The organism is Ochrobactrum sp. AP1BH01-1 (assembly GCF_018066705.1).
In the GTDB taxonomy this organism is placed as follows: domain Bacteria; phylum Pseudomonadota; class Alphaproteobacteria; order Rhizobiales; family Rhizobiaceae; genus Brucella.
On the sequence record NZ_JAGPOU010000001.1, the window covers coordinates 541,152 to 563,721 of the forward strand.

The following is a 22,570-nucleotide window of genomic DNA, read 5'->3' on the forward strand; positions in this document are numbered from 1 at the left end:
CTGGACCGCCACGCCAGCCGGATGACGGCGTGGCGGCTCTAAAGAGCTTACTTTGCCTGGGAAACAAAATCCGGCAGTGGCGCGCCGAGCCACTTCTCATGAATCTTGTTCAGTTCGCCGTCGCTCTTCGCCTTTTCAATGAACTTGTTGACGAATTCGAGCATTTCCGTCGAGCCCTTGCGAACAGCGATGCCCTGTACCTGCTGGCTCAGCTGCATTTTCTGATCGTAGCGACCCGGAGCAGCTTTTTCGATCTCAGCCGCCACAACATTGGAGAGACCGATCAGTTCAACCTGACCGGAAAGCAAGGCCTGCACTGCGCTTGCATCGTCGTCGAAGCGGCGGATGTTGGCATCCTTCGGCGCAACTTTGGTGACTGCCGTATCCTGCGTCGAAGCGCGCGCGACGCCGATGGTCTTGCCGGAAAGATCCTCCGGCTTTGCGACAGCAACATCTTTCGGTCCGAATACGCCGATCGAAATCCCGGCATAAGGCTGAGAGAAGTCAACACTCTTGGCGCGCTCCTCGGTGATGCCCAGCGAGGCAACCAGGACATCAACCTGACCGCTCTGCAGATACGGGATACGGTTCGGTCCGGTAACCGGCACGATCTGAGCTTCTACATCAAGTTCCTTTGCCAGCAGCTTCGCCACATCGGCGTCATACCCATCCGGTTCGTTGCTGGTGTTCATGATGCCAAATGGTGGAAAATCGACCAGCATGCCGATCTTGATTTTCCCGGCGGACTTGATGCTGTCGACCGTCTGCGCGAATGCCGCAGGTGCCAATACTGTTGCGAGAGCGCCTGCACCAATAAAGGCCATAGCCAAACGTCGGGTGATATTCATGTTTTTTCCTTCCCTATGAAGGCCGGTCTCCTCACCGGCACCATTTCTTGTCTTTCAGAGCAATTCCGTCATTTCACACCTGGTCGGAAATGCCGATCGTCTTCCCCAGCCCCCATTACCGAGCCGTAGCGCGAGAAAACCTCGTTTCCATGCGGCGCGCCAGAATGGATAGCGGCCAGCATAGGACAAAATAGACAGCCGCCACTGTGCCAAACACCATGAACGGGCTGAATGTCGCGTTGTTGATGATCTGACCTTGTCGCGTCAGTTCCGTAAAACCGATGATCGCGGCAAGGGACGTCCCCTTGATGAGCTGCACAAGAAATCCCACCGTCGGCGCAACTGATATGCGCGCAGCCTGCGGCAGGATCACATAGCGCATGCGGTTATAATAGCGCAGCCCAAGGGCGGTCGCAGCTTCGCGCTGGCCCGGCGGCACGGCATCAATACAGCCGCGCCAGATCTCGCCCAGAAAAGCGCTCGCATGCAAAGTGAGTGCAATCGTCGCTGCGATCCAAGGATTGATACCCAGGCCAAAAATATTGAGGCCGAAGAACACCAGAAACAGCTGCATAAGCAGCGGAGTTCCCTGAAACAGCCTGATGAAGCCAAGCGCAATGTAACGTGGAACGCGCGCGTCTGACACACGCATCAGCGCGACAAGCAATCCCCCGACACCGCCGCCCACAAAGGCAATGGCGGAAAGAGCAATGGTCCACTGCGCTGCATATACGATGATGAGAAATTCGTTCCAGCCAAAAGGTCTGATCATGGTCTGCTCCTATCGGCTCAACGGGTATTTGAAGGCCACCTTCTCGATCAACGAGAAAATGGCAGAGAAACCGATGGACATGACGAGATACATGACCGTGATAACGATGTAGACTTCAAAGCTCGCGAATGTCGCTGATTGCAGATCGTTACCCGCAGCCGCAAGCTCATTGGCAGAAATGACCGACACAACGCTCGAGGTAAGCATCAGATAGATGAACTGGCTGGTAAGCGAAGGATAGACCGTCCGTAACGCAGGCTTCATGATGACGTAGCGGAATACCTGAAGCTTGGAGAGACCAAGCGCTGTTCCAGCTTCCACCTGGCCTTTATGAATGGATTCAATGCCTGCGCGAATAATCTCCGTGCCATAGGCACCGAAATTCACCACCAGCGCCAGAAGCGCAGCACTATTGGGCGACAGGCGCAAACCGGCAGAAGGCAATCCGAAGAAGATGAAGAAAATCTGCACCAGAAACGGTGTGTTGCGAATGACTTCGATATAAGCATCGATGACGAAGCGTACCGGCTTCGGGCCCGACGTCTTACCGACCGCGCAGATGATCGAGACGATCAAGCCGAGCACCATGGCTACGCAGGAAAGCTGAATTGTCTGCCATGCACCGACAAGCAGCTTATCCATCGACGCGAAAACGGGCGCGAAGTTGAAATTATACAATGCCGAACCTCCCGGTATGCAGATTGCGCCAACTTTCCTCCCGTCGGCAACCAATTTAGATCGATCTAAATTGGTTTGATGCCATTCGTCAATCAAATTCGGATCAGATGATCGACGCTCTTATCGGTACACAGGACTGTCGGACCTGCAAATATGTTTCACTGACAATTCGCTCGGCCTGCTTTTCCGGATTTGCCAAACGGGACAGAAGCAGCCTGGCGGCATTCTGGCCCACGGTAACGGGCCGGGTTGAAACAGAACTCAAGCGGGGCCGCGTCGCCTCCGCGTCGCTTACGTCATCGAAGCCGATCAAAGAAAAGTCCTCCCCAACTTTTCTTCCGCAATCATAAAGGCCTGCCGAAAGGCCTAGCGCAACCACGTCATTGAAACAGATTGCAGCTGTCGGCGCTCGTCCCTCCTCAAAAAGTAACGGCGCAGCTTTGGCAATTTCTGGCATCGTATGCGGCAAGCAAACAATCATCCCGGGATCAAGGCTTTGTTGTTGCATCGCATCTCGAAAACCTTCGACACGTTCGCGATATGCTGAATGGACCGGCCCATGCACAGCAAAGGCGATCGTCCTGTGCCCCAGCTGGGCGAGATGATTGACCGCCTGTCGCATGCCGCCTGCGTAATCAACGCCGGCGTAGTCAATCCGGTCTGTTACTTGGCGTAACACCTGAACCACCGGCAAGCCCCAGTCCACAAACTGCTCAATGAATTCAGGCGCCGTTTCTGCCGTCAGCGATACAATCACGCCATCCACCCCGTGCTCACGCATACGTTGCATGAGAGTGGTTTGATTGGCAAAATTCTCGTGACTGTTTGCGAGAAGAACGACCAGCCCAGCCTCACCTACAACGCTGTCTATTCCAGAAAGCAATTCACCGTAAAACGGATTGCCGAGGGTCGGCACGATGACCCCAACCGTATTCGACCTTTCCGCCCGGAGACTGGCAGCACCCATGTTGTAGACGTAGCCCAACTCCTGCAGGGCTTTTTCAACTTTCTCGCGTGTCGCTGCTCCCACCAGGGGACTTTTGCGAATGACGAGCGAAGCCGTCGCGCGTGATACATTGGCGTGGCGCGCCACATCCAAAAGCGTAGCGCGACTTTTCCTGCGATCGTCACTCGGCATAAGTTCACCTGCCTGCAAATTGATCGATTTTCCAGCCTGGTTGAGAGAAATTCAGCAAACCGGCCAGATTCGAAAGGAACATATATCAGTTCAGTCCGCCGCATTGGTCAATCCGTCGGTCGACAAACCTGCAATCATCATATGAGAATGGCGTGGGGCGGCATTCGCATCCGTTAATTATACATATGTTCTACGCGCGATTATCACTTGCCTTTCGTTTTTTTTCATTTCGCATACCATCGTTTTCGTATTTATTCTGCCATGGGGAGAATCGAAGGTTGATCCCTTGCAAAAAATTGCATTCATATAAGCGCAATGGATATATCCCAGATGCTGGAACTTTCGGACCCCATAAAGGCGCTCGAATGTTCCCGCGACCTAACACTTGAGGAGGAAACATGCTTATCCGTCTGATCACGACTTCGGCGCTGACAAGCGCCCTCGCCCTCACCATCGGTTCGCAGGCTTTCGCCCAGACGGAACTGGCGTGGTGGCACGGCATGACCGGTGCCAACAATGAAATGGTCAACGAACTCTCTAAAGAGTTCAACGAAAGCCAGAGCGAATACAAGATCGTTCCCGTGTACAAGGGAACCTATCCCGAAACGCTGAATGCCGGCATCGCCGCGTTCCGTTCCAAGCAGCCACCGGCCATCCTTCAGGTGTTCGACGCTGGCAGCGGCGTCATGATGGCTGCCGAAGGCGCCGTGGTGCCTGCTGCCGAAGTGTTGGAAAAGGGCGGCTTCAAGTTCGACAAGTCGCAATATCTGCCCGGCATCGTCGCTTACTACTCAAAGCCGGACGGCACCATGCTGTCCTTCCCTTACAATTCCTCGTCGCCGATCCTCTATTACAACAAGGACGCCTTCAAAAAGGCTGGCCTCGATGAAAACAATCCGCCGAAGACCTGGCCGGAAGTTTTCGAGGCTGCAAAGAAGATCAAGTCCAGCGGAGCGGCCCCGTGCGGTTTTACCTCTACATGGTTGACGTGGATTCAGACTGAAAACTTTGCTGCCTGGAACAACGTTCCTTACGGCACCAATGAAAACGGTCTTGGCGGCACCGATGTAAAGCTCGAAATCAATTCGCCGCTTTACATCCAGCACTTCCAGTCGATCGCCGATCTCGCGAAAGACGGCACGTTCCGTTACGGCGGACGCACATCGGAAGCCAAGCAGCTTTTCACCTCCGGTGAATGCGCAATGTTGACTGAATCCTCAGGCGGCCTTGGAGATGTCGTGAAGTCCGGCATCAACTACGGTATCGGCCAGCTGCCTTATTACGAAGGGCACGGCCCGCAGAACACGATACCTGGCGGTGCGGCCCTGTGGGTTTTCGCCGGTCTCAGCGACGAACAGTACAAGGGTATTGCGGAATTCTTTAACTTCCTCTCGCAAACCAAAATCCAGGTCAAGTTGCACGAAAAGTCCGGCTATCTGCCGGTGACGCTCGCTGCTTACGAGGAAACCAAAAAGTCGGATTTTTATGAAAAGAATCCCGGCCGCGAAACGCCTATCCTCCAGATGATGGGCAAGGCCCCCACTGAAAACTCAAAGGGCGTGCGCCTCGTTAATTTGCCGCAAGTACGCGATATTCTGAACGAAGAATTCGAGGCCATGCTCGGAGGCAAGCAGGACGCGAAAACTGCGCTTGAGAACGGCGTCAAGCGTGCTAACGACGCGATTGCCGCCGCTCAATAATCGATCACATTGACACAAAGCCGCCTGCCCAAGTGGTAGGCGGCCTTGTCCCCACGAGGAAGCTCCCCGTGCAGAAAGTTACCTTTCCGAATAAAATCTTGCCCTATTTCCTGCTGGCCCCACAGATTGTTCTGACTGTGGTGTTTTTCTTCTGGCCAGCCAGTCAGGCAATTTATCAGTCCTTCATGCGTGAAGATGCATTCGGGCTCAAGTCCACCTTCGTGGGACTGGCGAACTTCACAGCGGTTCTAGCCGACCCGAACTATCTGCACTCATTCAAGGTGACGATTGTTTTCAATATCTTGACGGCACTGCTCGCCATGGGCGCGGCACTGCTGCTTGCGACGGCGGCAGATCGCGTTATTCGCGGCAAAACATTTTATCGTACGCTTCTGATCTGGCCATATGCTGTTGCACCGGCCGTTGCGGGCATGTTGTGGCTTTTCATGTTCAACCCGGCGATGGGCACTTTTGCCTATATTTTGCGCCGTAATGGCATCGCATGGGACCCGCTTCTTGATGGTAATCAGGCCATGGGCCTAGTCGTCGTGGCAGCTGCATGGAAGCAAATCTCCTATAATTTCCTGTTCTTTGTTGCTGGGTTACAGGCAATTCCTAAATCGTTGATCGAAGCAGCCGCTATTGATGGTGCCCGTGGATCACGGAGATTCTGGTCCATCGTATTTCCACTTCTCGCACCAACGTCGTTCTTCCTCTTGGTCGTGAACACCGTCTATGCCTTCTTCGACACGTTCGGCATTATCCACGCCGTCACTGGCGGCGGTCCGGCAAAGGCTACTGAGACACTGGTTTACAAGGTTTACAATGACGGTTTCGTCAATCTGAACCTCGGTTCGTCCTCAGCACAGTCCGTCATTCTGATGGCAATCGTGATTGCCTTGACAGCCTTCCAGTTCCGCTTCGTCGAGAAGCGCGTGCATTATTCGTGAGCGAGGCGCCATGATAGAAAAACGCCCAGTCTCAAACCTTATCGGCCATATGATCCTCATCGTCGGCATCATTATCGTCGCCTTCCCGATCTACTATACCTTCGTGGCTTCGACGATGACTTCGACCCAGATCATCCGACCGCCAATCTCGCTTTTACCCGGCGATCATTTCGTGGAAAATTACGGCGAAGCCATCTTTGGCGGTGTGGAACGTGTCGTCGGCGTCAGTCTCGAGCGACTTCTTTGGAACTCGTTTGTGGTGGCGATGGCCATTGCTGTCGGCAAGATCATCATCTCCTTCATGTCTGCCTTCGCGATTGTGTTCTTCCGTTTCCCGATGCGTATGTTCTTCTTCTGGATGATCTTCGTTACGCTGATGCTACCCGTCGAAGTACGCATCCTGCCTACCTACAAGGTGATTGTGGACCTCGGCATGATCGACACCTATGCCGGGCTTACGCTGCCACTGATGGCGTCCGCGACGGCGACATTCCTGTTCCGCCAGTTCTTCCTCACCATTCCGGGTGAACTGGTCGAAGCAGCGCGTATCGACAATGCAGGACCGTTCCGTTTCATGCGGGATATTCTGCTTCCGCTTTCGAAGACGAATATCGCAGCGCTTTTCGTCATTCTCTTCATTTACGGATGGACCCAGTATCTCTGGCCGCTGCTCGTTACCAATGATGCGAAGATGAACACGATCATCATCGGCCTGCGCCGCATGGTCGATTGGGCAGACGCATCCACGCCCTGGAACTACGTCATGGTAACAGCCATTCTCGCCATAATCCCGCCGATCCTCGTTGTGGTGTTGATGCAGCGCTGGTTCGTCAAAGGTCTCGTTGAAACGGAAAAGTAATGAGCAAAATCGTTCTTGATAACGTCCGCAAGAGCTATGGCGGCAATGTCGAAGTCATCAAAGGGGTGTCGCTGGAGATTGATGACGGCGAATTTGTAGTGCTGGTCGGTCCTTCCGGCTGCGGTAAATCCACTCTGCTACGCATGATAGCCGGCCTGGAAGGCATTACATCCGGCACCATTTCGATTGGGGACCGTGTGGTCAACGATGTCGAACCTGCGGAACGCGACATCGCCATGGTGTTCCAGAATTATGCGCTCTATCCGCATATGACGGTTCGCGACAATCTCGCTTACGGACTGAAGAATCGGAAAACCCCGAGAGACGAAATCGAACGTCGTATAGCAAAGGCTGCGAAGGCGCTTGAGATCGAGCAGTTTCTTGAGCGCAAACCTCGCCAGCTTTCCGGCGGTCAGCGCCAGCGCGTAGCCATGGGACGAGCCATCGTACGCGAACCGGCGGCATTTCTCTTCGACGAACCGCTGTCGAACCTTGATGCGAAACTGCGCGTGCAGATGCGTGTAGAGATCAAGCGTCTGCAACGTTCGCTCGGCACCACAAGCGTTTACGTCACCCATGACCAGATGGAAGCCATGACCATGGCAGACCGTCTCGTTGTGCTGAACGCAGGTCATATCGAACAAGTCGGCACACCGATCGAACTCTACGAAAAGCCGGCCTCCACCTTCGTCGCAACGTTTATCGGCTCTCCGTCTATGAACTTGATGCCAAGCGCAGAAACCACCGGCTGGACAACCGGTGGCGCGGTGAAGACGCCCGCAGGAAATTTCACTATCGGTGTTCGCCCGGAAGATATCCACATTGTCGAAGATGGTGCGCCGGATGCCGATGGTTTCAATACGACAGTCCGCATTGAAGCCGTCGAACTCGTCGGTGCAGAAAGCTATATCCATGCTGCTTTGCCGGATGGCAAGCCGCTTATCTTCCGCGTCGCCGGGCGCTCGGCGCATAATATAGACCAGACCGTCAGGGTTGGCGCGTCCGCAAAAAATGTCCACGTTTTTGGCAGTGATGGCCAGCGCTTAGATGATTGACATTATAGCGGGTTGCGTCTGTCGAGGGCCGCAACCCGCTATAATAATCGATTTCTGTTTTAGAATTTATCGGCTACACAGAGATGGAATATTTTTCCGCCCGTGAGGAAATTCCGATAGATGACGCATCAACAGATACTCTCCTTCGCAGTAATCATACTCATGATGGGGGCGTTTATCTGGGGCAAATTCCGTTATGATGTGGTCGCGCTGTGCGCGCTTCTCCTGGCAATAGCCGTTGGCGTTGTTCCCTTCGATCAGGCGTTTTCGGGTTTCAGCGACGACATCGTCATCATCGTTGGCAGCGCATTGGTGGTCAGTGCGGGCGTTGCACGCTCGGGCCTTATGCAGGCGGCGGTCCAGCGTTTTCTGCCGGAGATTAGCAGTGTAAGATTACAGCTGGCCGTTCTGGTGGCAGTCGTCACCGTGCTCTCCGCCTTTGTGAAGAACGTCGGCGCGCTCGCCATCATGATCCCGGTGGCGTTTCAATTCGCGCGCCGCTCCAACGTTTCACCATCGACGTTTCTCATGCCTATGGCGTTTGGTGCGCTGCTCGGCGGTTTGATGACCCAGGTGGGTACTTCGCCGAATATCGTCGTTTCTCGCATCCGCGGCGAAATGGTGGGGGAACCCTTCACCATGTTCGACTTCACACCCGTCGGCGCCGTTCTGTCGGTCGTAGGGCTCATTTATCTTGTTCTTTTTTACTGGCTTGTCCCGCAGCGCACACGCGAAAACGTTTCGTTGGATGAAGCAATCAAGATCAAGAATTATGCTTCCGAAGCGCGCGTCACGAAAACCTCGACCATGATCGGCAAGCACGTTACCGATCTCATCAAGGCCGCCGAAGGCGAAGCCATGGTGACCTCCATCATACGCAACGAACAACGATTGACGCCGCTTCCCGACACCATCCTGAATGAAGGTGATGTGGTCCTTCTCGAAGGCGACCCCAAAGCGCTTGATGCGATAATAAGCGCGGGAAAGCTCACCCTGTCTGAGAATCGCAATCCCTCCGAGACCAGCGGCTCCACTGACATCGAGGCGGTTGAGGCCGTTATTGGCAAGAACTCGCGCCTCATTGGGCTGACGGCTCAGAGACTTGCTCTTTTCGCGCGCTATGACCTCAACTTGCTCGCAGTCAGCCGGCCAGGTGAACGCATTACCGAGCGTCTCAGTGAGGTCATTCTGCGCTTCGGCGATGTGATCGTCCTGCAAGGCAGACAAGCAAATCTATCCACCTTCCTGCCCGAGTTCGAATTGCTGCCGCTCGCGCGCCGCAAGTTGATGCTCGGCAGCGTCCGGCGCGGCTTGATCCCGCTCGCCATTTTGATTGCCGCCATCGGTGCGACCGCTTTTAGCCTCGTACCGGTTGCGGTGGCTTTTTTCGCCGCTGCCGTCGCTATGCTGTTGTTCAAGGTGATACCTCTTAACGAGGTCTACGATGAGATTGATGGCCCAATTCTTGTCATGCTTGCTGCACTTATCCCTGTTTCGGATGCTTTAAGGACAACCGGCGGCACGGACCTCATAGCAGAAGCGCTCGCCACCATAGGCCATCAGTTGCCGCCTGCCGGCGCGCTGGCGCTGATCCTTGTGGCCGCAATGATGGTGACGCCGTTTCTCAACAATGCCGCGACGGTACTTGTCATGGCTCCCATTGCGACAAGCTTTGCCTCTGGGCTTGGTTTCAAGCCGGAAGCTTTCCTGATGGCGGTCGCGATCGGTGCGGGATGTGATTTCCTCACCCCAATCGGTCATCAGTGTAACACGCTGGTGATGGGACCTGGCGGCTATAAATTCAGCGATTATCCCCGTCTGGGCCTGCCATTATCAATCATCATCGCGATTGTAACGGTTCCCACGCTGATGTTCTTCTGGCCGTTGAAATAAAGCTAAAGTTGAACTGATCGTATCCATTCGAGGCTATCAGATACGATCTTTTCCACACTCTCCGCGATATCTGCTCGGAATACCAGCGCTTCTCCGACCGGGCTTTCGAGCGTGGCAATCTGGCTTTCCAGCATCGATACCGGCATGAAATGGCCGGTACGATGTCCCATGTGCTCGTGCAAGACTTCAAAACTGCCGTCCAGAAAAACGAAAAGGACAGGCGCCCCCGCAGCGGAGCGAAGGCGATCCCTATAGCTCTTCTTCAAGGCTGAACAGGAAACCACAATGCCGTCAGTCGAGGCAGCAAGCCGTTCACCAATTTTATCAAGCCACGGCCAGCGGTCCTCATCCTGCAAAGGTATGCCCGCTGACATCTTATCGACATTGGATTTCGGATGAAGAGAGTCGCCTTCGAGAAACGGGAGTTTCAAAGCATCTGCAATCTTCTCCCCGATCGTCGATTTTCCCGAACCCGAAACACCCATAACGATAATACGCAGCATCACTTCCTCATACACTTGCGGTCATGCCGCCATCGACATGCAAAACCTGTCCATTGATGAAAGTGGAAGCATCGCTGCTCAGGAACACTGCTGCACCAACCAGTTCTTCCACATTCCCCCAACGGCCCGCCGGTGTCCTTTTCTCCAGCCATGCCGTAAATTCGGGGTCATCAACCAATGCCTGATTCAGTGGCGTCTTGAAATAGCCGGGTGCAATCGCATTGATCTGCAAGCCATGTCTGGCCCAATCGGTGGCCATACCGCGCGTCAAGTTGCGTATAGCTCCCTTCGTCGCGGTATAAGGCGCAATGGAAGGACGCGCCAGTTCACTCTGAACCGAAGCAATGTTGATTATCTTGCCGCGTCCTCGTGCGATCATGTGGCGTGCAGCCGCCTGTCCCGCATAGAATGCACTGGAGATGTTGGTTTCCAGAAGCTTCTGCCATTTCTCAATCGGAAAATCCTCCAACGGCACGCGATACTGCATTCCGGCATTATTGATCAGAATATCAAGCGCACCGATTTCCTCTTCAATCACATCGACAGCGGCGCGAACCTGTCCGGGGTCTGTCACATCGAACGCAGACGCAAAAACAGTATGGCCCTCATGCTCCAGCAGCGTGACCGCTGCATCCACCTTGCTTCGATCACGGCCATTGATGATCACCGTCGCACCATGTTCGGCAAGCCCTCGAGCCAATGCAAAACCAATGCCCTGGCTGGAACCGGTAATCAGGGCAACGCGCCCCTCCAAGCTGAAAAGTTCAAAGGAAGAAGCCATCAGAAAGTTTCCAGCTTAAGACCGACACGGCTTGCTGCCTGCATGATGTGCAGGCGCATTACTTCGCGTGATCGCAACGGATCGCGTGAAAGGATGGCATCCCTGATTGCTGTGTGCTCGGTGATGGTGATTTCAACAATTTGCTCAAGCACTGCCCGTGCACGCGCAGCGTTGATCGCCTGATTGATGCGTTCGGCGATGAAACCGAGAACCAGCGGAAAATACTCATTATGGGTCGCAGAAGCGAGTGCCCTATGAAAAGCCAGATCGGCAGCTATACCGGTGTCAGTCCATTTGTTTGAACCGCTCATTTCAGCGAGCGCTTCGTCGAGTTGCATCATGTCATGTTCATCATGATGGACGGCAGCGAGCCCGGCAGCTTCAATCTCCAGCGCCATTCGCAACTGGAACAGGCTGCGAAAATTTTCACGATTGGCAAGTGTTTCAGGTTCTATGCGGATGGCGTGGCGTCTGTCGGGTTCCGTTACAAAAGCACCGACACCCTGCCGTGTTTCAACCAGCCCCTCGTTGCGTAGCTGGGCAATCGCTTCGCGTACGACCGAACGGCTGACACCGAAGCTTTGCGCAAGGTTATGTTCTGTCGGCAGCTTTTGTCCCGGCAGCAGACTGCCTTCGCCGATCTGCCGCGAAATTTCCGAAGCGATGCGTCCGGGGAGTTGCTCATTGCGCCTGATTTCACCAAACAAAATGATAAGGTCTCCCTGATTGCCCGTGCAATTGGTGTGTCGTCAGCCTTTTGAAGAGTCAAGCGAAAGCTGGCAGCCCGGATTCATGATGTTGTCCGGATCGATGAGCTGTTTGAGACCTTCAAGCAGCTTTCGCCGCGCAGGGTCAAGCCGCTTCTCGAAATCGTCCCTTTTGAGGCGACCGATGCCGTGCTCGGCGCTGATGCTGCCCGCATAACGATCCAGAACAGCATTGATCGTCTCCTTGGCGAGCTTGATCTTCCTGTCTTTCGTAGCGATGTCGAGATTACTTTCCGGAATGACGTTCAGATGGACGTTGCCGTCGCCGACATGTCCATAGGAAACCGCGAGGCAATCGGGAAGAACCTTCGCCAGTTCCCTTTCAGCTTCATCGACGAACGATGCCAGTTTCGACAATGGAACCGATATGTCAGTGCGCAGGTGCTTACCACGCAGCGCCTGCCCTTCATTCATCGCCTCGCGAAACATCCAGAGATTTTGACCTTGTGCACGCGATGATGCGATGGTCCCGTCAAGAACGAGGCCATCTTCCATTGCTCCTGCAAGAAACTGTTCCATCAAGGATGTTATGTCGACCAGTCCCGAGCCGGAAATCTCCATCAAGACATAGGCCGGATATTGCCCAAGCGGGGTGGCGAGTTCTGGCATCGCCTCATGCGCCAGTGTAAAAGCTACCGGCGGCATAAACTCGAACGCGGACATCAGATCACAGCACTGCACCCGTGCCCGTCGATAAAGCGCAATGGCATCCTCTAGGGAGTTGAGCCCGAGCAGCGCTGTTTCCACCTTGTCCGGCAAGGGCATCAGCTTGATTGCAACGCCGGTCACTATTCCCAGAATCCCTTCCGCACCAATAAAAAGCTGCTTCAGATCAATCCCGCGATTGTCCTTTCTCAGCGTCGAAAGACCGTCGAATATCGTACCGCCCGGCAGGACGACCTCCAGCCCAAGTACCAACTCTCGGGTCATGCCATAGCGCAGCACGTTGACGCCGCCGGCGTTGGTGCTGACATTTCCCCCGATATGACAGCTTCCCTGTGCACCAAGCGCCAGCGGGAAAAAGATCCCGTCACTTGCCAGTTTGTCTTTCAGTTCGGAGAGAATGCAACCGGCGTCGACAACCGCTGAAAAGTCATCCGGATCAATTTTCCGAATGCGGTTCATACGCTCAAGACTCAAAATGACGCAATTATCCCCGCCATCCGGCACACCGCCCTGCACAAGACCTGTATTTCCGCCCTGCGGGATGATGACCAATCCCAATAAAGCGCATGCTTTAACTGCAGCGGAGACATCCGCTGTCGAACGCGGACGGATCACCGCAACCGCGGCATTCTCCACATCTCCCGGCCAGTCACGACAATAGCCATCCATGTCGTTTTGCCCGGTCATAACCAGATCATCGCCCAAAAGAGCAACGAGATCAGTCCGCTTGTTTCCGGTCATGTCACCCGAACCGTGCATGATATCCTCTTGGCTTTATCGATGTGCAATGCGCTGTCGCAGGACTACGACAGTTTTTAGGATGGAGCGGGCTTTTCCGTTTCGTTCCTGTGGCAGAACGGAGAAAACTGTTTCCATTGCTTACATATAAGGTTATCAGACAACCCTACAACATGAATCTGTGGGAGACTGGATAAGTGTTGTTACAGTAGCCGAGGACTGAATTTTTAAACGTCATTGACCGCAAGGCAGGAGGAGGCCTTCTAAATGCATATCGCAATCATCGGCGCTGCTGGTATGGTCGGGCGCAAGCTAATGCAGCGCCTTTCAGACGACGGTCGTCTCGGGGAAAACCCCGTTGAAAAGCTTACGCTTATCGACATCGTTGCTGCAGAACCTCCAATCGGCTTTAGAGGATCAGTCGATACTCTGGCAGCAGATGTATCCACCATGGAAACCGCTCAGATGATCGTATCAGGGCGCCCGGACGTCATCTTCCACCTCGCGGCAATCGTGTCTGGTGAGGCGGAACTCGACTTCGATAAGGGTTATCGAATCAATCTCGATGGCACCCGGCATCTGTTTGATGCAATCCGGCTTGCGCACATTGCCGATGGCTATAAGCCCCGCGTGGTTTTCACCTCCTCCATTGCCGTTTTTGGCGCCCCGCTTCCCTACCCGATCCCAGATGAATTTCACACGACCCCATTGACGAGTTACGGTACGCAGAAGGCAATCAGCGAACTTCTGTTGTCGGACTATACCCGTCGTGGCTTCTTCGATGGTATCGGGATACGCCTGCCCACGATCTGCATACGGCCAGGCAAGCCAAACAAGGCGGCATCCGGCTTTTTCTCCAATATCCTGCGCGAACCGCTCTCGGGACAGGAAGCCGTCTTACCTGTTCCTGAAGATGTCCGACATTGGCATGCATCCCCGCGGTCGGCAGTCGGCTTTTTGATCCATGGCGCTACCATCGATACAGAGGCGGTTGGGCCACGTCGCAATCTTTCCATGCCCGGTCTCAGTGCCACTGTCGGCGAGCAGATTGAAGCCTTGCGGCGCGTTGCCGGGGAAAAGGCCGTCAGCCTGATCCGCCGTGAACCGGACGAAATGATCATGCGTATGGTTGCAGGTTGGGCTCCCGGTTTCGAGGCAAAACGCGCACAGGCCCTTGGCTTCACCGCCGAAACATCCTTTGATGAGATCATCCGTGTTCACATCGAGGATGAAATGGGAGGCAAACTTTGACACGCAGGATCGCTTTTCTGGGAACCGGCCTGATGGGCGCACCAATGGCCAACCGGCTTCTGGATGCGGGCTTTGACGTAACAGTCTGGAATCGGAACAGTGCCAAGTCTGCCCCTTTCGCTGAAAAAGGCGCCAAACTCGCTCAAACCGCCGCAGAAGCCGCTGGGGGCGCCGATATAGTCATCACCATGCTGACCGATGGTCCAGCGGTACGTGACGTCCTCTTCGAACAGGGTGTTGCTGCTGCCTTGAAAAAAGGCAGCACGGTTATCGACATGAGTTCAATTTCGCCGGACTTCGCACGCGAGCATGCCGAGCGTCTGGAAGCGATCGGCGTCAATCATATCGACGCCCCGGTCTCCGGTGGCGTGGTGGGTGCTCAGGAAGGTACGTTGGCCATCATGGCCGGAGGTGATGAAGCGATCATCGCTGGTCTCGCCGATGCGTTCAAACCGATGGGGCGCCTTACCCGCGTTGGGCCTTCAGGGGCCGGCCAGCTCGCAAAACTCGCCAATCAGCAGATTGTTGCCGTGACCATCGGAGCAATCGCAGAAGCAATGGTTCTTGTCGAAAAAGGCGGCGGATCGCGTGCTGCATTCCGCGATGCCATCCGCGGCGGTTTCTGTGAAAGCCGCATTCTCGAACTGCATGGCAAGCGGATGATCGACCGCAACTTTGAGCCGGGCGGCACGTCGCGCATTCAGCTGAAAGATCTCAATTCGATCCTCAAGACAGCAGACGACCTGTCTTTGAGGTTGCCATTGACCGAGACCGTACGCGAGGCCTTCGCCGCTTTTGTGGAAGAAGGCGGCGGCGAGAAGGATCACAGCGCCCTGCTCCTTCATGTCGAAAAGCTCAACGACGGCCACAAGAGCTAGCACGCAGGCAATCCAATTGCATTTGGGAGGTGCAATGAAGATCACCGCAATCGAAACTATTCGCATTGCCGAACGGCCGAACCTGTTGTGGGTGGAAGTTCATACGGACGAAGGAATTGCCGGTCTCGGAGAAACCTTTTTCATGTCCGAAACTGTGGAGGCTTATGTGCACGAATATGTGGCGCCGCGCGTTCTCGGACGCGATCCGCTGCAGATCGACCTGCTGGCGTCTGACCTTGTGGGCTATCTCGGTTTCCGTTCAACCGGGGCCGAAGTGCGTGGCAACTCCGCTTTCGATATCGCCCTGTGGGATCTATACGGCAAGACTGCCAACCTCCCGATCGCTCAACTCCTCGGCGGCTTCAGCCGTCAATCCATCCGCACGTATAATACGTGTGCCGGAACGGAATACATCAAAAAGGCAACGGGCCAGCAATCCGCCAATTATGGTCTGGCTGGTGCTGGAGCTAATTATGACGATCTTAATGGCTTCCTGCACCGGGCAGACGAACTTGCACTCTCGCTGCTGGACGAGGGCATAACGGCGATGAAAATCTGGCCGTTCGATATGGCGGCGGAAAAGACACGCGGGCAATATATCTCTCAACCCGATCTCAAGGCGGCGTTGCAGCCTTTTGAGAAAATCCGGGCGGCTGTCGGCGATAGCATGGATATCATGGTTGAATTCCATTCCATGTGGCAGCTCTTGCCCGCGATGCAGATTGCCCGCGAGCTTGCGCCCTTCAAGACCTTCTGGCATGAAGACCCGATCAAGATGGACAGTCTTGGAAGTCTCAGGCGTTATGCTGAAGCGAGCGTTGCGCCGATCTGCGCTTCTGAGACTTTAGGAAGTCGTTGGGCGTTTCGTGATCTCCTCGAAACCGGTGTCGCTGGTGTTGTCATGCTCGATCTGAGCTGGTGCGGCGGCCTGTCGGAAGCGCGCAAGATCGCCTCCATGGCAGAAGCTTGGCATCTTCCGGTCGCACCCCATGATTGCACGGGGCCGGTGGTCCTTTGCGCTTCGACGCACCTGTCACTGAATGCACCGAATGCGCTCATTCAGGAAAGTGTTCGCGCATTTTACAAGACATGGTATCGCGATCTCGTCACGGCTTTGCCGGAAATCAAGAACGGCATGATCACCGTTCCACCCGGCGCCGGATTAGGCATGGAACTGAATCCAGAACTGGACAAGGTTTATACCGTCAGCCGCAGAAAAACAGATCGATCTAATTTTTGAGATTAGCGCGTTCTGAAGGCTGGACTCAACTCTGGACTGCTAATAATAGTACTATTGTTGTCAGGCATCCTGACAACATATGGCCAGTGGAAAACGGTCATACATTGGGAGGATATCTGTGCAAGACAAGCGTGAACTGAAAGCAACGGCGATACTGCCTGAGGACAGCCACTCAGCGGTTTTGATTGGCCGTGTGTGGTCGAAAGCCGAAAATGGCCCTTGTCCGGTATTGGTCAAAAATGGCCATGTGCACGATCTGTCCAGCTTGTCCGCTACGGTTTCCGGCCTTCTGGAGCGCAATTCGCTGATAGGTGAATTGGAAAATACTGAGACCTTTCCAAAACTCGGCTCTATCGACGATTTTCTTTCCGGTGATCGGGGAGAGCTGCTTGCTCCCATAGACTTGCAATCCATCAAAGCAGCAGGCGTCACCTTTGCCGATAGCATGCTGGAACGTGTGATTGAAGAACAGGCCAAAGGCGACCCCTCCCGCGCCCGCGAGATTCGCGAACGCCTGGCTCCGGTCATTGGCGACAATTTGCGTGGTGTCGTTGCTGGCTCCGAGAAGGCAGCGGGGGTCAAAGCGCTTCTTCAGGAAATGGGGCTCTGGTCCCAATATCTGGAAGTTGGCATTGGACCGGATGCGGAAATCTTCACCAAATCCCAGCCGATGTCGGCTGTGGGATGCGGTGCAACTGTCGGCATCCTGCCCATTTCGCAATGGAACAATCCCGAACCCGAAGTCGTACTGGTTGCCACCTCTGATGGACGCATTGTCGGGGCAACACTCGGCAATGACGTCAATCTTCGAGATGTTGAAGGGCGCTCAGCCCTCCTGCTGGGCAAAGCGAAGGACAATAATGCTTCCTGCGCTATCGGCCCGTTTATCCGACTGTTCGACGGTCAATTCACCATGGACGTGTTGCGTAAACTCAAGCTGTCGTTGACTGTGCACGGAGCTGATGGCTTTGAGATGACCGGTGAAAGCCCGATGGAGGCGATCAGCCGCGATCCTGAAAATCTCGCATCGCAGATGATGAACCGCAATCATCAGTATCCGGATGGAGCAGTACTGTTTCTTGGCACCATGTTCGCGCCCGTCAAGGACCGTCGCGGAGCCGGACAAGGTTTCACCCACGAAGTCGGCGACCGCGTGGAAATCTCCACGCCGAAGCTGGGCCGGCTCGTTAACTGGGTCGATCGCACCGACAAGTGTCCCGAATGGACATTTGGCATAAGGGCGCTGATCCAGAATCTGCAAGCGCGTAAGTTGCTCGATAAAGTCTGAGGGCGGGTAGATGACGAAAGCCATAGACTTCTTTTACAAGATACTTGGCGCAATCCTCGTCTTCCTCCTTGCCGGCATGGCTATTATGGTGTTCGTCAACGTGATTTTGCGCTACGCCGCAAATTCCGGACTGACTGTATCGGAAGAACTTGCGCGTTATTTCTTCGTCTGGGTGTCGTTTCTCGGCGCCGTCCTCACCTTTCGCGAAAATAGCCATTTGGGCATCGAGTCGCTCGTTGCCCGCTTCGGGCGGCGGGGACGCGTTACCTTTATGGCGCTCAGCTATCTGATCATCCTGCTGTGTTCCGGAATTTTCTTCTGGGGCACCTGGAAACAGTTCGACATCAACGCCAGCATGGTTGCCCCCGTTACCGGCCTTTCGATGATCTGGGTCTACGGTGTCGGTCTGTTCACGGGTGGCGCTATGTTCATCATTGCCGCCGAACGCTTTCTGCGCGCAGTCACCGGTCGTCTGACCGATGAAGAAATTGCCACCTTTGCGGGCGAGCACTCGCTCGACCATCTGATGGAGTAGACGACATGACACTTCTAGTATTTGTCGGCTCGCTCCTCAGCGCCATGGCTATCGGTGTTCCGATCGCTTTCTCCCTAATGTTCTGCGGTGTCGTTCTCATGTGGTACATGGGGATGTTCAACACGCAGATCATCGCGCAGAACATGATTGCCGGCGTGGATTCCTTCACCCTTTTGGCAATCCCCTTTTTCATTCTGGCTGGCGAGCTTATGAATTCAGGCGGCTTGTCCCGCCGCATCATTGATTTCGCCATAGCTTGCGTCGGACATATTCGCGGCGGCCTCGGCGTAGTCGCCATCCTTGCCGCCATCATCATGGCCAGCGTATCTGGGTCGGCTGCTGCCGACACTGCGGCATTGGCAACCATCCTCGTCCCCATGATGGCGAAAGCAGGCTACAATATCCCGCGCTCTGCCGGATTGATGGCGGCGGGTGGCATCATCGCACCGGTCATCCCACCATCAATGGCAATGATCGTATTCGGTGTTGCGGCGAATGTATCCATTACGCAGCTTTTCATGGCTGGCATCGTGCCGGGTCTGATGATGGGTATTGCCCTTCTCCTCACCTGGCAGATCGTCGTCAGAAAAGACAACCTCAAAGTACTTCCCAAGCAATCTGGTAAAGACCGGTTACAGGCCACCGGACGTGCACTATGGGCCCTGGGCATGCCGATCATCATTCTTGGCGGCATCCGTATGGGTGTCATGACACCGACAGAAGCCGCCGTGGTTGCCGCCGCCTACGCACTTTTTGTTGGCATGTTCATCTACCGCGAACTAAGATTTGTTGATCTTTACGGCGTCTTTTTGCGGGCTGCCAAAACGACATCCGTCATCATGTTCCTTGTCGCTTCTGCACTAGTGTCGTCGTGGTTGATAACGGCAGCAAATATTCCGGCCGAAATCAGCGGTTACATCGCGCCACTGATCGACAGTCCAAGGCTGCTGATGTTTGCGATCATGATCCTCGTCCTGATTGTTGGAACCGCATTGGATCTGACCCCGACAATTCTGATCCTGACACCCGTCCTGATGCCGATTATCAAACAAGCGGGGATCGATCCGGCCTATTTCGGCGTTCTCTTCATCATGAATACTAGCATAGGACTTATCACGCCTCCGGTCGGCGTTGTGCTGAATGTAGTAAGCGGCGTCTCTAAGGTGCCGCTTGGAAAAGTGGTCGCGGGCGTTACTCCATTCCTGATCTCGCAGGTGGTTGTGCTGTTCCTGCTGGTGCTGTTTCCAAATCTCGTACTGGTACCCATGAACTGGCTTCACTAACTAGGTTTAACATCAACTCTGGGAGGAGAGTTCTATGAAGAAACTGATTATGCTGGCAACAACCGCCCTCATGGCGGGAGCGCTTACCGTACCTGCCTTCGCCGAATTTCAGGACCGCAACATCCGCGTTTCCAACGGCATTAACGAGGATCACCCCGTCGGAAACGGCATCAAGGCAATGAATGAATGCCTTGCTGAGAAGTCCGGCGGCAAGATGAAGATAACCGCGTTCTGGGGTGGAGCTCTGGGAGGCGATTTGCAGGCAACGCAAGCACTGCGTTCTGGTGTACAGGAAGGCGTTGTTACCTCATCATCTCCGCTCGTAGGGATAGTTCCCGCGCTAGGTGTTTTCGACCTGCCATTTCTCTTCGCAAATGATGAAGAGGCAGATGCTGTCGTCGACGGTCCCTTCGGCAAGATGATGGACGAAAAGCTTGCCGCCGTGGGTCTCGTCAATCTTGCCTATTGGGAAAACGGCTTCCGAAACCTTTCGAATTCAAAACACCCGGTCAATAAATGGGAAGATTTCAGCGGCATGAAAGTCCGCGTGATGCAGAACAACATCTTCCTCGATACATTCCAGAACTTCGGTGCCAATGCCACGCCGATGGCTTTCGGTGAAATCTTCTCGGCCTTGGAGACGAAGGCTATCGATGCCCAGGAAAACCCATACGTCACCATTGATACTTCAAAATTCTACGAAGTACAGAAATACGTAACAGAAACCAAACATGCCTATACGCCGTTTCTGTTTCTGTACTCGAAGCCGATCTTCGACACATACTCACCGGAAGAACAAGCTGCGTTGCGTGAGTGCGCCATCGTGGGACGTGACGTAGAACGCAAGGTCATTCGTGAATTGAACCAGAAATCGCTCGAGAAGATCAAGGAAGCAGGTCTGGAAGTAAATACGCTTTCGCCAGAAGAGCATGCTCGCATGCTCGAGAAGTCCCAGCCGATCTATGCCAAATACAAATCTCAGATCGGCGATGATGTCATCGATGCGGTGCAAAAGCAGCTGAGCGAAATTCGCAAATAAATTCAATTGGACCGTTTGAACAGGCCGCGCTCACCACGCGGCCTGTTTCATTTCATTCAAGCGGCTTTCCGGCGGCTGTTAACCCGTTCGGCCATTTTGCGTGCACGCGCAAGACTATCCGCCTGTTCGGTCCTGAAACGATCTTCTCCGATTTCCATGATCAGGAACGTATCGGGCAGGAAAGTTAGCTCATCGAAAATGTCTTCCCATGGAATATCGCCCCAACCAATCGGCAGATGCAGATCGCCAATTCCAAGCGCCGTTGCCTCGGCGGGATGATAAAACTTGGTCATCGTATAGGGGCGGCCAAAACTGTCATGAACATGCAAATGTCCGGTTACAGGAGCCATGGCACGAATTTGTGGGCGCCAATCAATTCCGAGACGGCTACACTCAATATAAGCATGACTGAAGTCGATCAGCCCACAGACGGAAGGATGGTTGACCGCAGCTACCGTTTCGGCAACCTGCGCAGGTGTCTGGCGATACTCGGCATCGCTCATTGCGAAGATATTTTCCAGCGCGATGCGGACGCCATAAGACTTTGCCAGTTCCGCCATTTCGCCGAGCGCATCCCGCTCCATCTTGTCGAGGTCGGGAAGGCGAGAAAGCGCAGACATTGTGGCGTGGCCGGAGTGATGAACAAGTACTTCCGCTCCCACACGGTCGCAGAGTTCCAGCATCGCCCGGACCACTGCCTTTTGATACTCAAGATGTTCGCGATCCATGAAATTGGAAACGATCTGTCCATGGACACTATAGCGGGTGTCAAACTGTCTGGTAATATCGACGAGGCGATCCACGCGCTGCGGAATGAGACGGCCGCCTGAGATTATTTCCTCGCCATAGAGCGATAATTCCACAGCGTCCGAACCGAGTTCGACGATATTGCGGATTGCGCCTTCGAGCGTGCTGAAATTGCCGTCACCCGTCGGGGTGCAGAAGCCAATCGCTGATATTATATTGTCAGAGGTCATGATGCTCGTCCTGTCAGACATGAAAAATGCGCGAACTGGGTCTCCGGTATCGCGCATCCCCTCTGGCACGGGCCTATTTCAGGTGTATGACTATAAGAAACGATTTCTCGTCAATTGAGAGGAATTGCGTTTCCATCTTTGCTTGCCTGATAAATGCCGGACAATTCGTCATACTTCGCAAAAATCGCGTCGAGCCTTTTGCGGAGGCACAAACGATCGGTGTCAGGCAAGGATGCAACCATTTTCGGAATCGAATGGCTATGCCAGAAAGCGTTGTCGCGGTTGTATCCGCCCGGTTCCAGTGTGAAGACTTCCTTGAGTATCTTCAAATCATGCGGGATGGAGAACGCATCCCGTGAATCCTCATGACTGAAAAGGTAGTAAAAATTGTCGAAACCGCTCCACGTGATCGCGGACAGGCACATGGAGCACGGTTCATGGGTGGAAAGAAAGACCATGTCTTTCGTATCGGGGCGTCCACTCTCCGGCATTTCATAAAAGCGCTTCAATGTGTGCACTTCACCGTGCCAGAGCGGATTTTCGGTCTCGTTGTTGGTTTCAGCAAGAACAAGAGACAGATCCGACTTGCGCAACAGGGCCGCACCAAACACCTTGTTGCCTTCCGCCACACCTTGCTCAGTCAGTGGAATGATATCCTGCTCGATAACATCGATAAGCTTTTCAAGCAGTTTCAGTTCATCTATCTGCACAGTCCATTCCTCCCGGCATTG

General features: G+C 54.3%; 22 protein-coding genes. 12 read left to right on the plus strand and 10 right to left on the minus strand.

Going from position 1 to position 22,570, the window contains the following annotated elements; translation table 11 throughout:
- Positions 1-47: 47 nt before the first annotated feature.
- The 4 genes from J9800_RS02475 to J9800_RS02490 form a co-directional block, all read right to left on the minus strand.
- Positions 48-848: a transporter substrate-binding domain-containing protein gene (locus J9800_RS02475; protein WP_114214845.1), complete on the minus strand. Its 801-nt coding sequence runs from the start codon at positions 846-848 to the stop codon at positions 48-50.
- 115 nt (positions 849-963) lie between these two features.
- On the minus strand, positions 964-1,620 hold the full coding sequence (locus tag J9800_RS02480) for an amino acid ABC transporter permease (RefSeq protein WP_112587489.1): 657 nt from the start codon (positions 1,618-1,620) through the stop codon (positions 964-966).
- Between the two features lie 9 nt (positions 1,621-1,629).
- Entirely contained in the window at positions 1,630-2,298 is a 669-nt protein-coding gene (locus tag J9800_RS02485; protein ID WP_114214844.1) for an amino acid ABC transporter permease, read from the minus strand.
- A 103-nt stretch (positions 2,299-2,401) separates the two neighbouring features.
- Positions 2,402-3,436, minus strand: a complete 1,035-nt coding sequence (locus tag J9800_RS02490; RefSeq protein WP_114214843.1) for a LacI family DNA-binding transcriptional regulator — start codon at positions 3,434-3,436, stop codon at positions 2,402-2,404.
- 398 nt (positions 3,437-3,834) lie between these two features.
- Between J9800_RS02490 and ugpB the strand changes: the two genes are divergently transcribed.
- The 5 genes from ugpB (at position 3,835) to J9800_RS02515 (ending at position 9,893) form a co-directional block, all read left to right on the plus strand.
- Positions 3,835-5,136, plus strand: coding sequence for a sn-glycerol-3-phosphate ABC transporter substrate-binding protein UgpB (ugpB, locus tag J9800_RS02495; RefSeq protein ID WP_162792619.1), 1,302 nt, complete (start codon positions 3,835-3,837; stop codon positions 5,134-5,136).
- Positions 5,137-5,204: 68 nt separating this feature from the next.
- Positions 5,205-6,086 (plus strand): sn-glycerol-3-phosphate ABC transporter permease UgpA, encoded by an 882-nt coding sequence (gene ugpA / locus J9800_RS02500; RefSeq protein WP_114214842.1) that lies wholly within the window; start codon positions 5,205-5,207, stop codon positions 6,084-6,086.
- Positions 6,087-6,096: 10 nt separating this feature from the next.
- Positions 6,097-6,945, plus strand: a complete 849-nt coding sequence (ugpE, locus tag J9800_RS02505; RefSeq protein ID WP_112587481.1) for a sn-glycerol-3-phosphate ABC transporter permease UgpE — start codon at positions 6,097-6,099, stop codon at positions 6,943-6,945.
- The gene (locus J9800_RS02510) at positions 6,945-8,000 is read left to right on the plus strand and encodes a sn-glycerol-3-phosphate import ATP-binding protein UgpC (protein WP_114214841.1); all 1,056 of its coding nucleotides are present in this window, start codon (positions 6,945-6,947) and stop codon (positions 7,998-8,000) included. Before ugpE ends, J9800_RS02510 begins: the two co-directional genes overlap by 1 nt.
- Positions 8,001-8,120: 120 nt before the next feature.
- On the plus strand, positions 8,121-9,893 hold the full coding sequence (locus J9800_RS02515; RefSeq protein WP_114214840.1) for an SLC13 family permease: 1,773 nt from the start codon (positions 8,121-8,123) through the stop codon (positions 9,891-9,893).
- Between the two features lie 2 nt (positions 9,894-9,895).
- Here the strand turns inward: J9800_RS02515 and J9800_RS02520 are convergent, their stop codons facing one another.
- The 4 genes from J9800_RS02520 to J9800_RS02535 are packed head-to-tail and all read right to left on the minus strand — an operon-like array spanning position 9,896 to position 13,369.
- Positions 9,896-10,396, minus strand: a complete 501-nt coding sequence (locus J9800_RS02520) for a gluconokinase (RefSeq protein WP_114214839.1) — start codon at positions 10,394-10,396, stop codon at positions 9,896-9,898.
- Positions 10,397-10,403: 7 nt separating this feature from the next.
- Positions 10,404-11,177 carry an SDR family oxidoreductase gene (locus J9800_RS02525; RefSeq protein ID WP_210845425.1) on the minus strand — a complete coding sequence of 258 codons (774 nt, stop codon included), beginning with the start codon at positions 11,175-11,177 and terminating at the stop codon, positions 10,404-10,406.
- Positions 11,177-11,884, minus strand: coding sequence for a FadR/GntR family transcriptional regulator (locus tag J9800_RS02530; protein WP_114214837.1), 708 nt, complete (start codon positions 11,882-11,884; stop codon positions 11,177-11,179). Before J9800_RS02530 ends, J9800_RS02525 begins: the two co-directional genes overlap by 1 nt.
- A 42-nt stretch (positions 11,885-11,926) precedes the next feature.
- Positions 11,927-13,369, minus strand: a complete 1,443-nt coding sequence (locus J9800_RS02535) for an FAD-binding oxidoreductase (protein WP_114214836.1) — start codon at positions 13,367-13,369, stop codon at positions 11,927-11,929.
- 246 nt (positions 13,370-13,615) lie between these two features.
- On the opposite strand from J9800_RS02535, the gene denD reads away from it, so the two are divergent.
- From denD to J9800_RS02570, 7 genes are all read left to right on the plus strand, one after another.
- Positions 13,616-14,599: a D-erythronate dehydrogenase gene (gene denD, locus J9800_RS02540; protein ID WP_114214835.1), complete on the plus strand. Its 984-nt coding sequence runs from the start codon at positions 13,616-13,618 to the stop codon at positions 14,597-14,599.
- Positions 14,596-15,477, plus strand: coding sequence for an NAD(P)-dependent oxidoreductase (locus J9800_RS02545; protein WP_114214834.1), 882 nt, complete (start codon positions 14,596-14,598; stop codon positions 15,475-15,477). The genes denD and J9800_RS02545 overlap by 4 nt, the downstream gene beginning before the upstream one ends.
- 34 nt (positions 15,478-15,511) lie before the next feature.
- Positions 15,512-16,717: a mandelate racemase/muconate lactonizing enzyme family protein gene (locus tag J9800_RS02550; protein WP_210845428.1), complete on the plus strand. Its 1,206-nt coding sequence runs from the start codon at positions 15,512-15,514 to the stop codon at positions 16,715-16,717.
- Positions 16,718-16,835: 118 nt separating this feature from the next.
- Positions 16,836-18,005, plus strand: coding sequence for a fumarylacetoacetate hydrolase family protein (locus J9800_RS02555; protein ID WP_114214832.1), 1,170 nt, complete (start codon positions 16,836-16,838; stop codon positions 18,003-18,005).
- A gap of 10 nt (positions 18,006-18,015) precedes the next feature.
- Positions 18,016-18,540 carry a TRAP transporter small permease gene (locus J9800_RS02560; RefSeq protein ID WP_114214831.1) on the plus strand — a complete coding sequence of 175 codons (525 nt, stop codon included), beginning with the start codon at positions 18,016-18,018 and terminating at the stop codon, positions 18,538-18,540.
- A gap of 5 nt (positions 18,541-18,545) precedes the next feature.
- Positions 18,546-19,823, plus strand: coding sequence for a TRAP transporter large permease (locus J9800_RS02565; RefSeq protein WP_114214830.1), 1,278 nt, complete (start codon positions 18,546-18,548; stop codon positions 19,821-19,823).
- Between the two features lie 34 nt (positions 19,824-19,857).
- The gene (locus J9800_RS02570) at positions 19,858-20,862 is read left to right on the plus strand and encodes a TRAP transporter substrate-binding protein (protein WP_114214829.1); all 1,005 of its coding nucleotides are present in this window, start codon (positions 19,858-19,860) and stop codon (positions 20,860-20,862) included.
- 56 nt (positions 20,863-20,918) lie between these two features.
- Here J9800_RS02570 and J9800_RS02575 read toward each other — a convergent pair whose 3' ends face one another.
- Together J9800_RS02575 and J9800_RS02580 are read right to left on the minus strand one after the other, a co-directional pair.
- Positions 20,919-21,839 carry a sugar phosphate isomerase/epimerase family protein gene (locus J9800_RS02575; protein WP_114215055.1) on the minus strand — a complete coding sequence of 307 codons (921 nt, stop codon included), beginning with the start codon at positions 21,837-21,839 and terminating at the stop codon, positions 20,919-20,921.
- A gap of 110 nt (positions 21,840-21,949) precedes the next feature.
- On the minus strand, positions 21,950-22,549 hold the full coding sequence (locus tag J9800_RS02580) for a nucleoside deaminase (protein ID WP_114214828.1): 600 nt from the start codon (positions 22,547-22,549) through the stop codon (positions 21,950-21,952).
- Positions 22,550-22,570 lie beyond the last annotated feature (21 nt).

Bases quoted from the DNA above. Each gene is read 5' to 3' on its own strand.
- J9800_RS02475 (WP_114214845.1), bottom strand. From the start codon at position 848: ATGAATATCACCCGACGTTTGGCTATGGCCTTTATTGGTGCAGGCGCT.
- J9800_RS02480 (WP_112587489.1), bottom strand. From the start codon at position 1,620: ATGATCAGACCTTTTGGCTGGAACGAATTTCTCATCATCGTATATGCA.
- J9800_RS02490 (WP_114214843.1), bottom strand. From the start codon at position 3,436: ATGCCGAGTGACGATCGCAGGAAAAGTCGCGCTACGCTTTTGGATGTG.
- ugpB (WP_162792619.1), top strand. From the start codon at position 3,835: ATGCTTATCCGTCTGATCACGACTTCGGCGCTGACAAGCGCCCTCGCC.
- ugpE (WP_112587481.1), top strand. From the start codon at position 6,097: ATGATAGAAAAACGCCCAGTCTCAAACCTTATCGGCCATATGATCCTC.
- J9800_RS02510 (WP_114214841.1), top strand. From the start codon at position 6,945: ATGAGCAAAATCGTTCTTGATAACGTCCGCAAGAGCTATGGCGGCAAT.
- J9800_RS02515 (WP_114214840.1), top strand. From the start codon at position 8,121: ATGACGCATCAACAGATACTCTCCTTCGCAGTAATCATACTCATGATG.
- J9800_RS02520 (WP_114214839.1), bottom strand. From the start codon at position 10,396: ATGCTGCGTATTATCGTTATGGGTGTTTCGGGTTCGGGAAAATCGACG.
- J9800_RS02525 (WP_210845425.1), bottom strand. From the start codon at position 11,177: ATGGCTTCTTCCTTTGAACTTTTCAGCTTGGAGGGGCGCGTTGCCCTG.
- J9800_RS02535 (WP_114214836.1), bottom strand. From the start codon at position 13,369: ATGCACGGTTCGGGTGACATGACCGGAAACAAGCGGACTGATCTCGTT.
- denD (WP_114214835.1), top strand. From the start codon at position 13,616: ATGCATATCGCAATCATCGGCGCTGCTGGTATGGTCGGGCGCAAGCTA.
- J9800_RS02550 (WP_210845428.1), top strand. From the start codon at position 15,512: ATGAAGATCACCGCAATCGAAACTATTCGCATTGCCGAACGGCCGAAC.
- J9800_RS02560 (WP_114214831.1), top strand. From the start codon at position 18,016: ATGACGAAAGCCATAGACTTCTTTTACAAGATACTTGGCGCAATCCTC.
- J9800_RS02565 (WP_114214830.1), top strand. From the start codon at position 18,546: ATGACACTTCTAGTATTTGTCGGCTCGCTCCTCAGCGCCATGGCTATC.
- J9800_RS02570 (WP_114214829.1), top strand. From the start codon at position 19,858: ATGAAGAAACTGATTATGCTGGCAACAACCGCCCTCATGGCGGGAGCG.
- J9800_RS02575 (WP_114215055.1), bottom strand. From the start codon at position 21,839: ATGACCTCTGACAATATAATATCAGCGATTGGCTTCTGCACCCCGACG.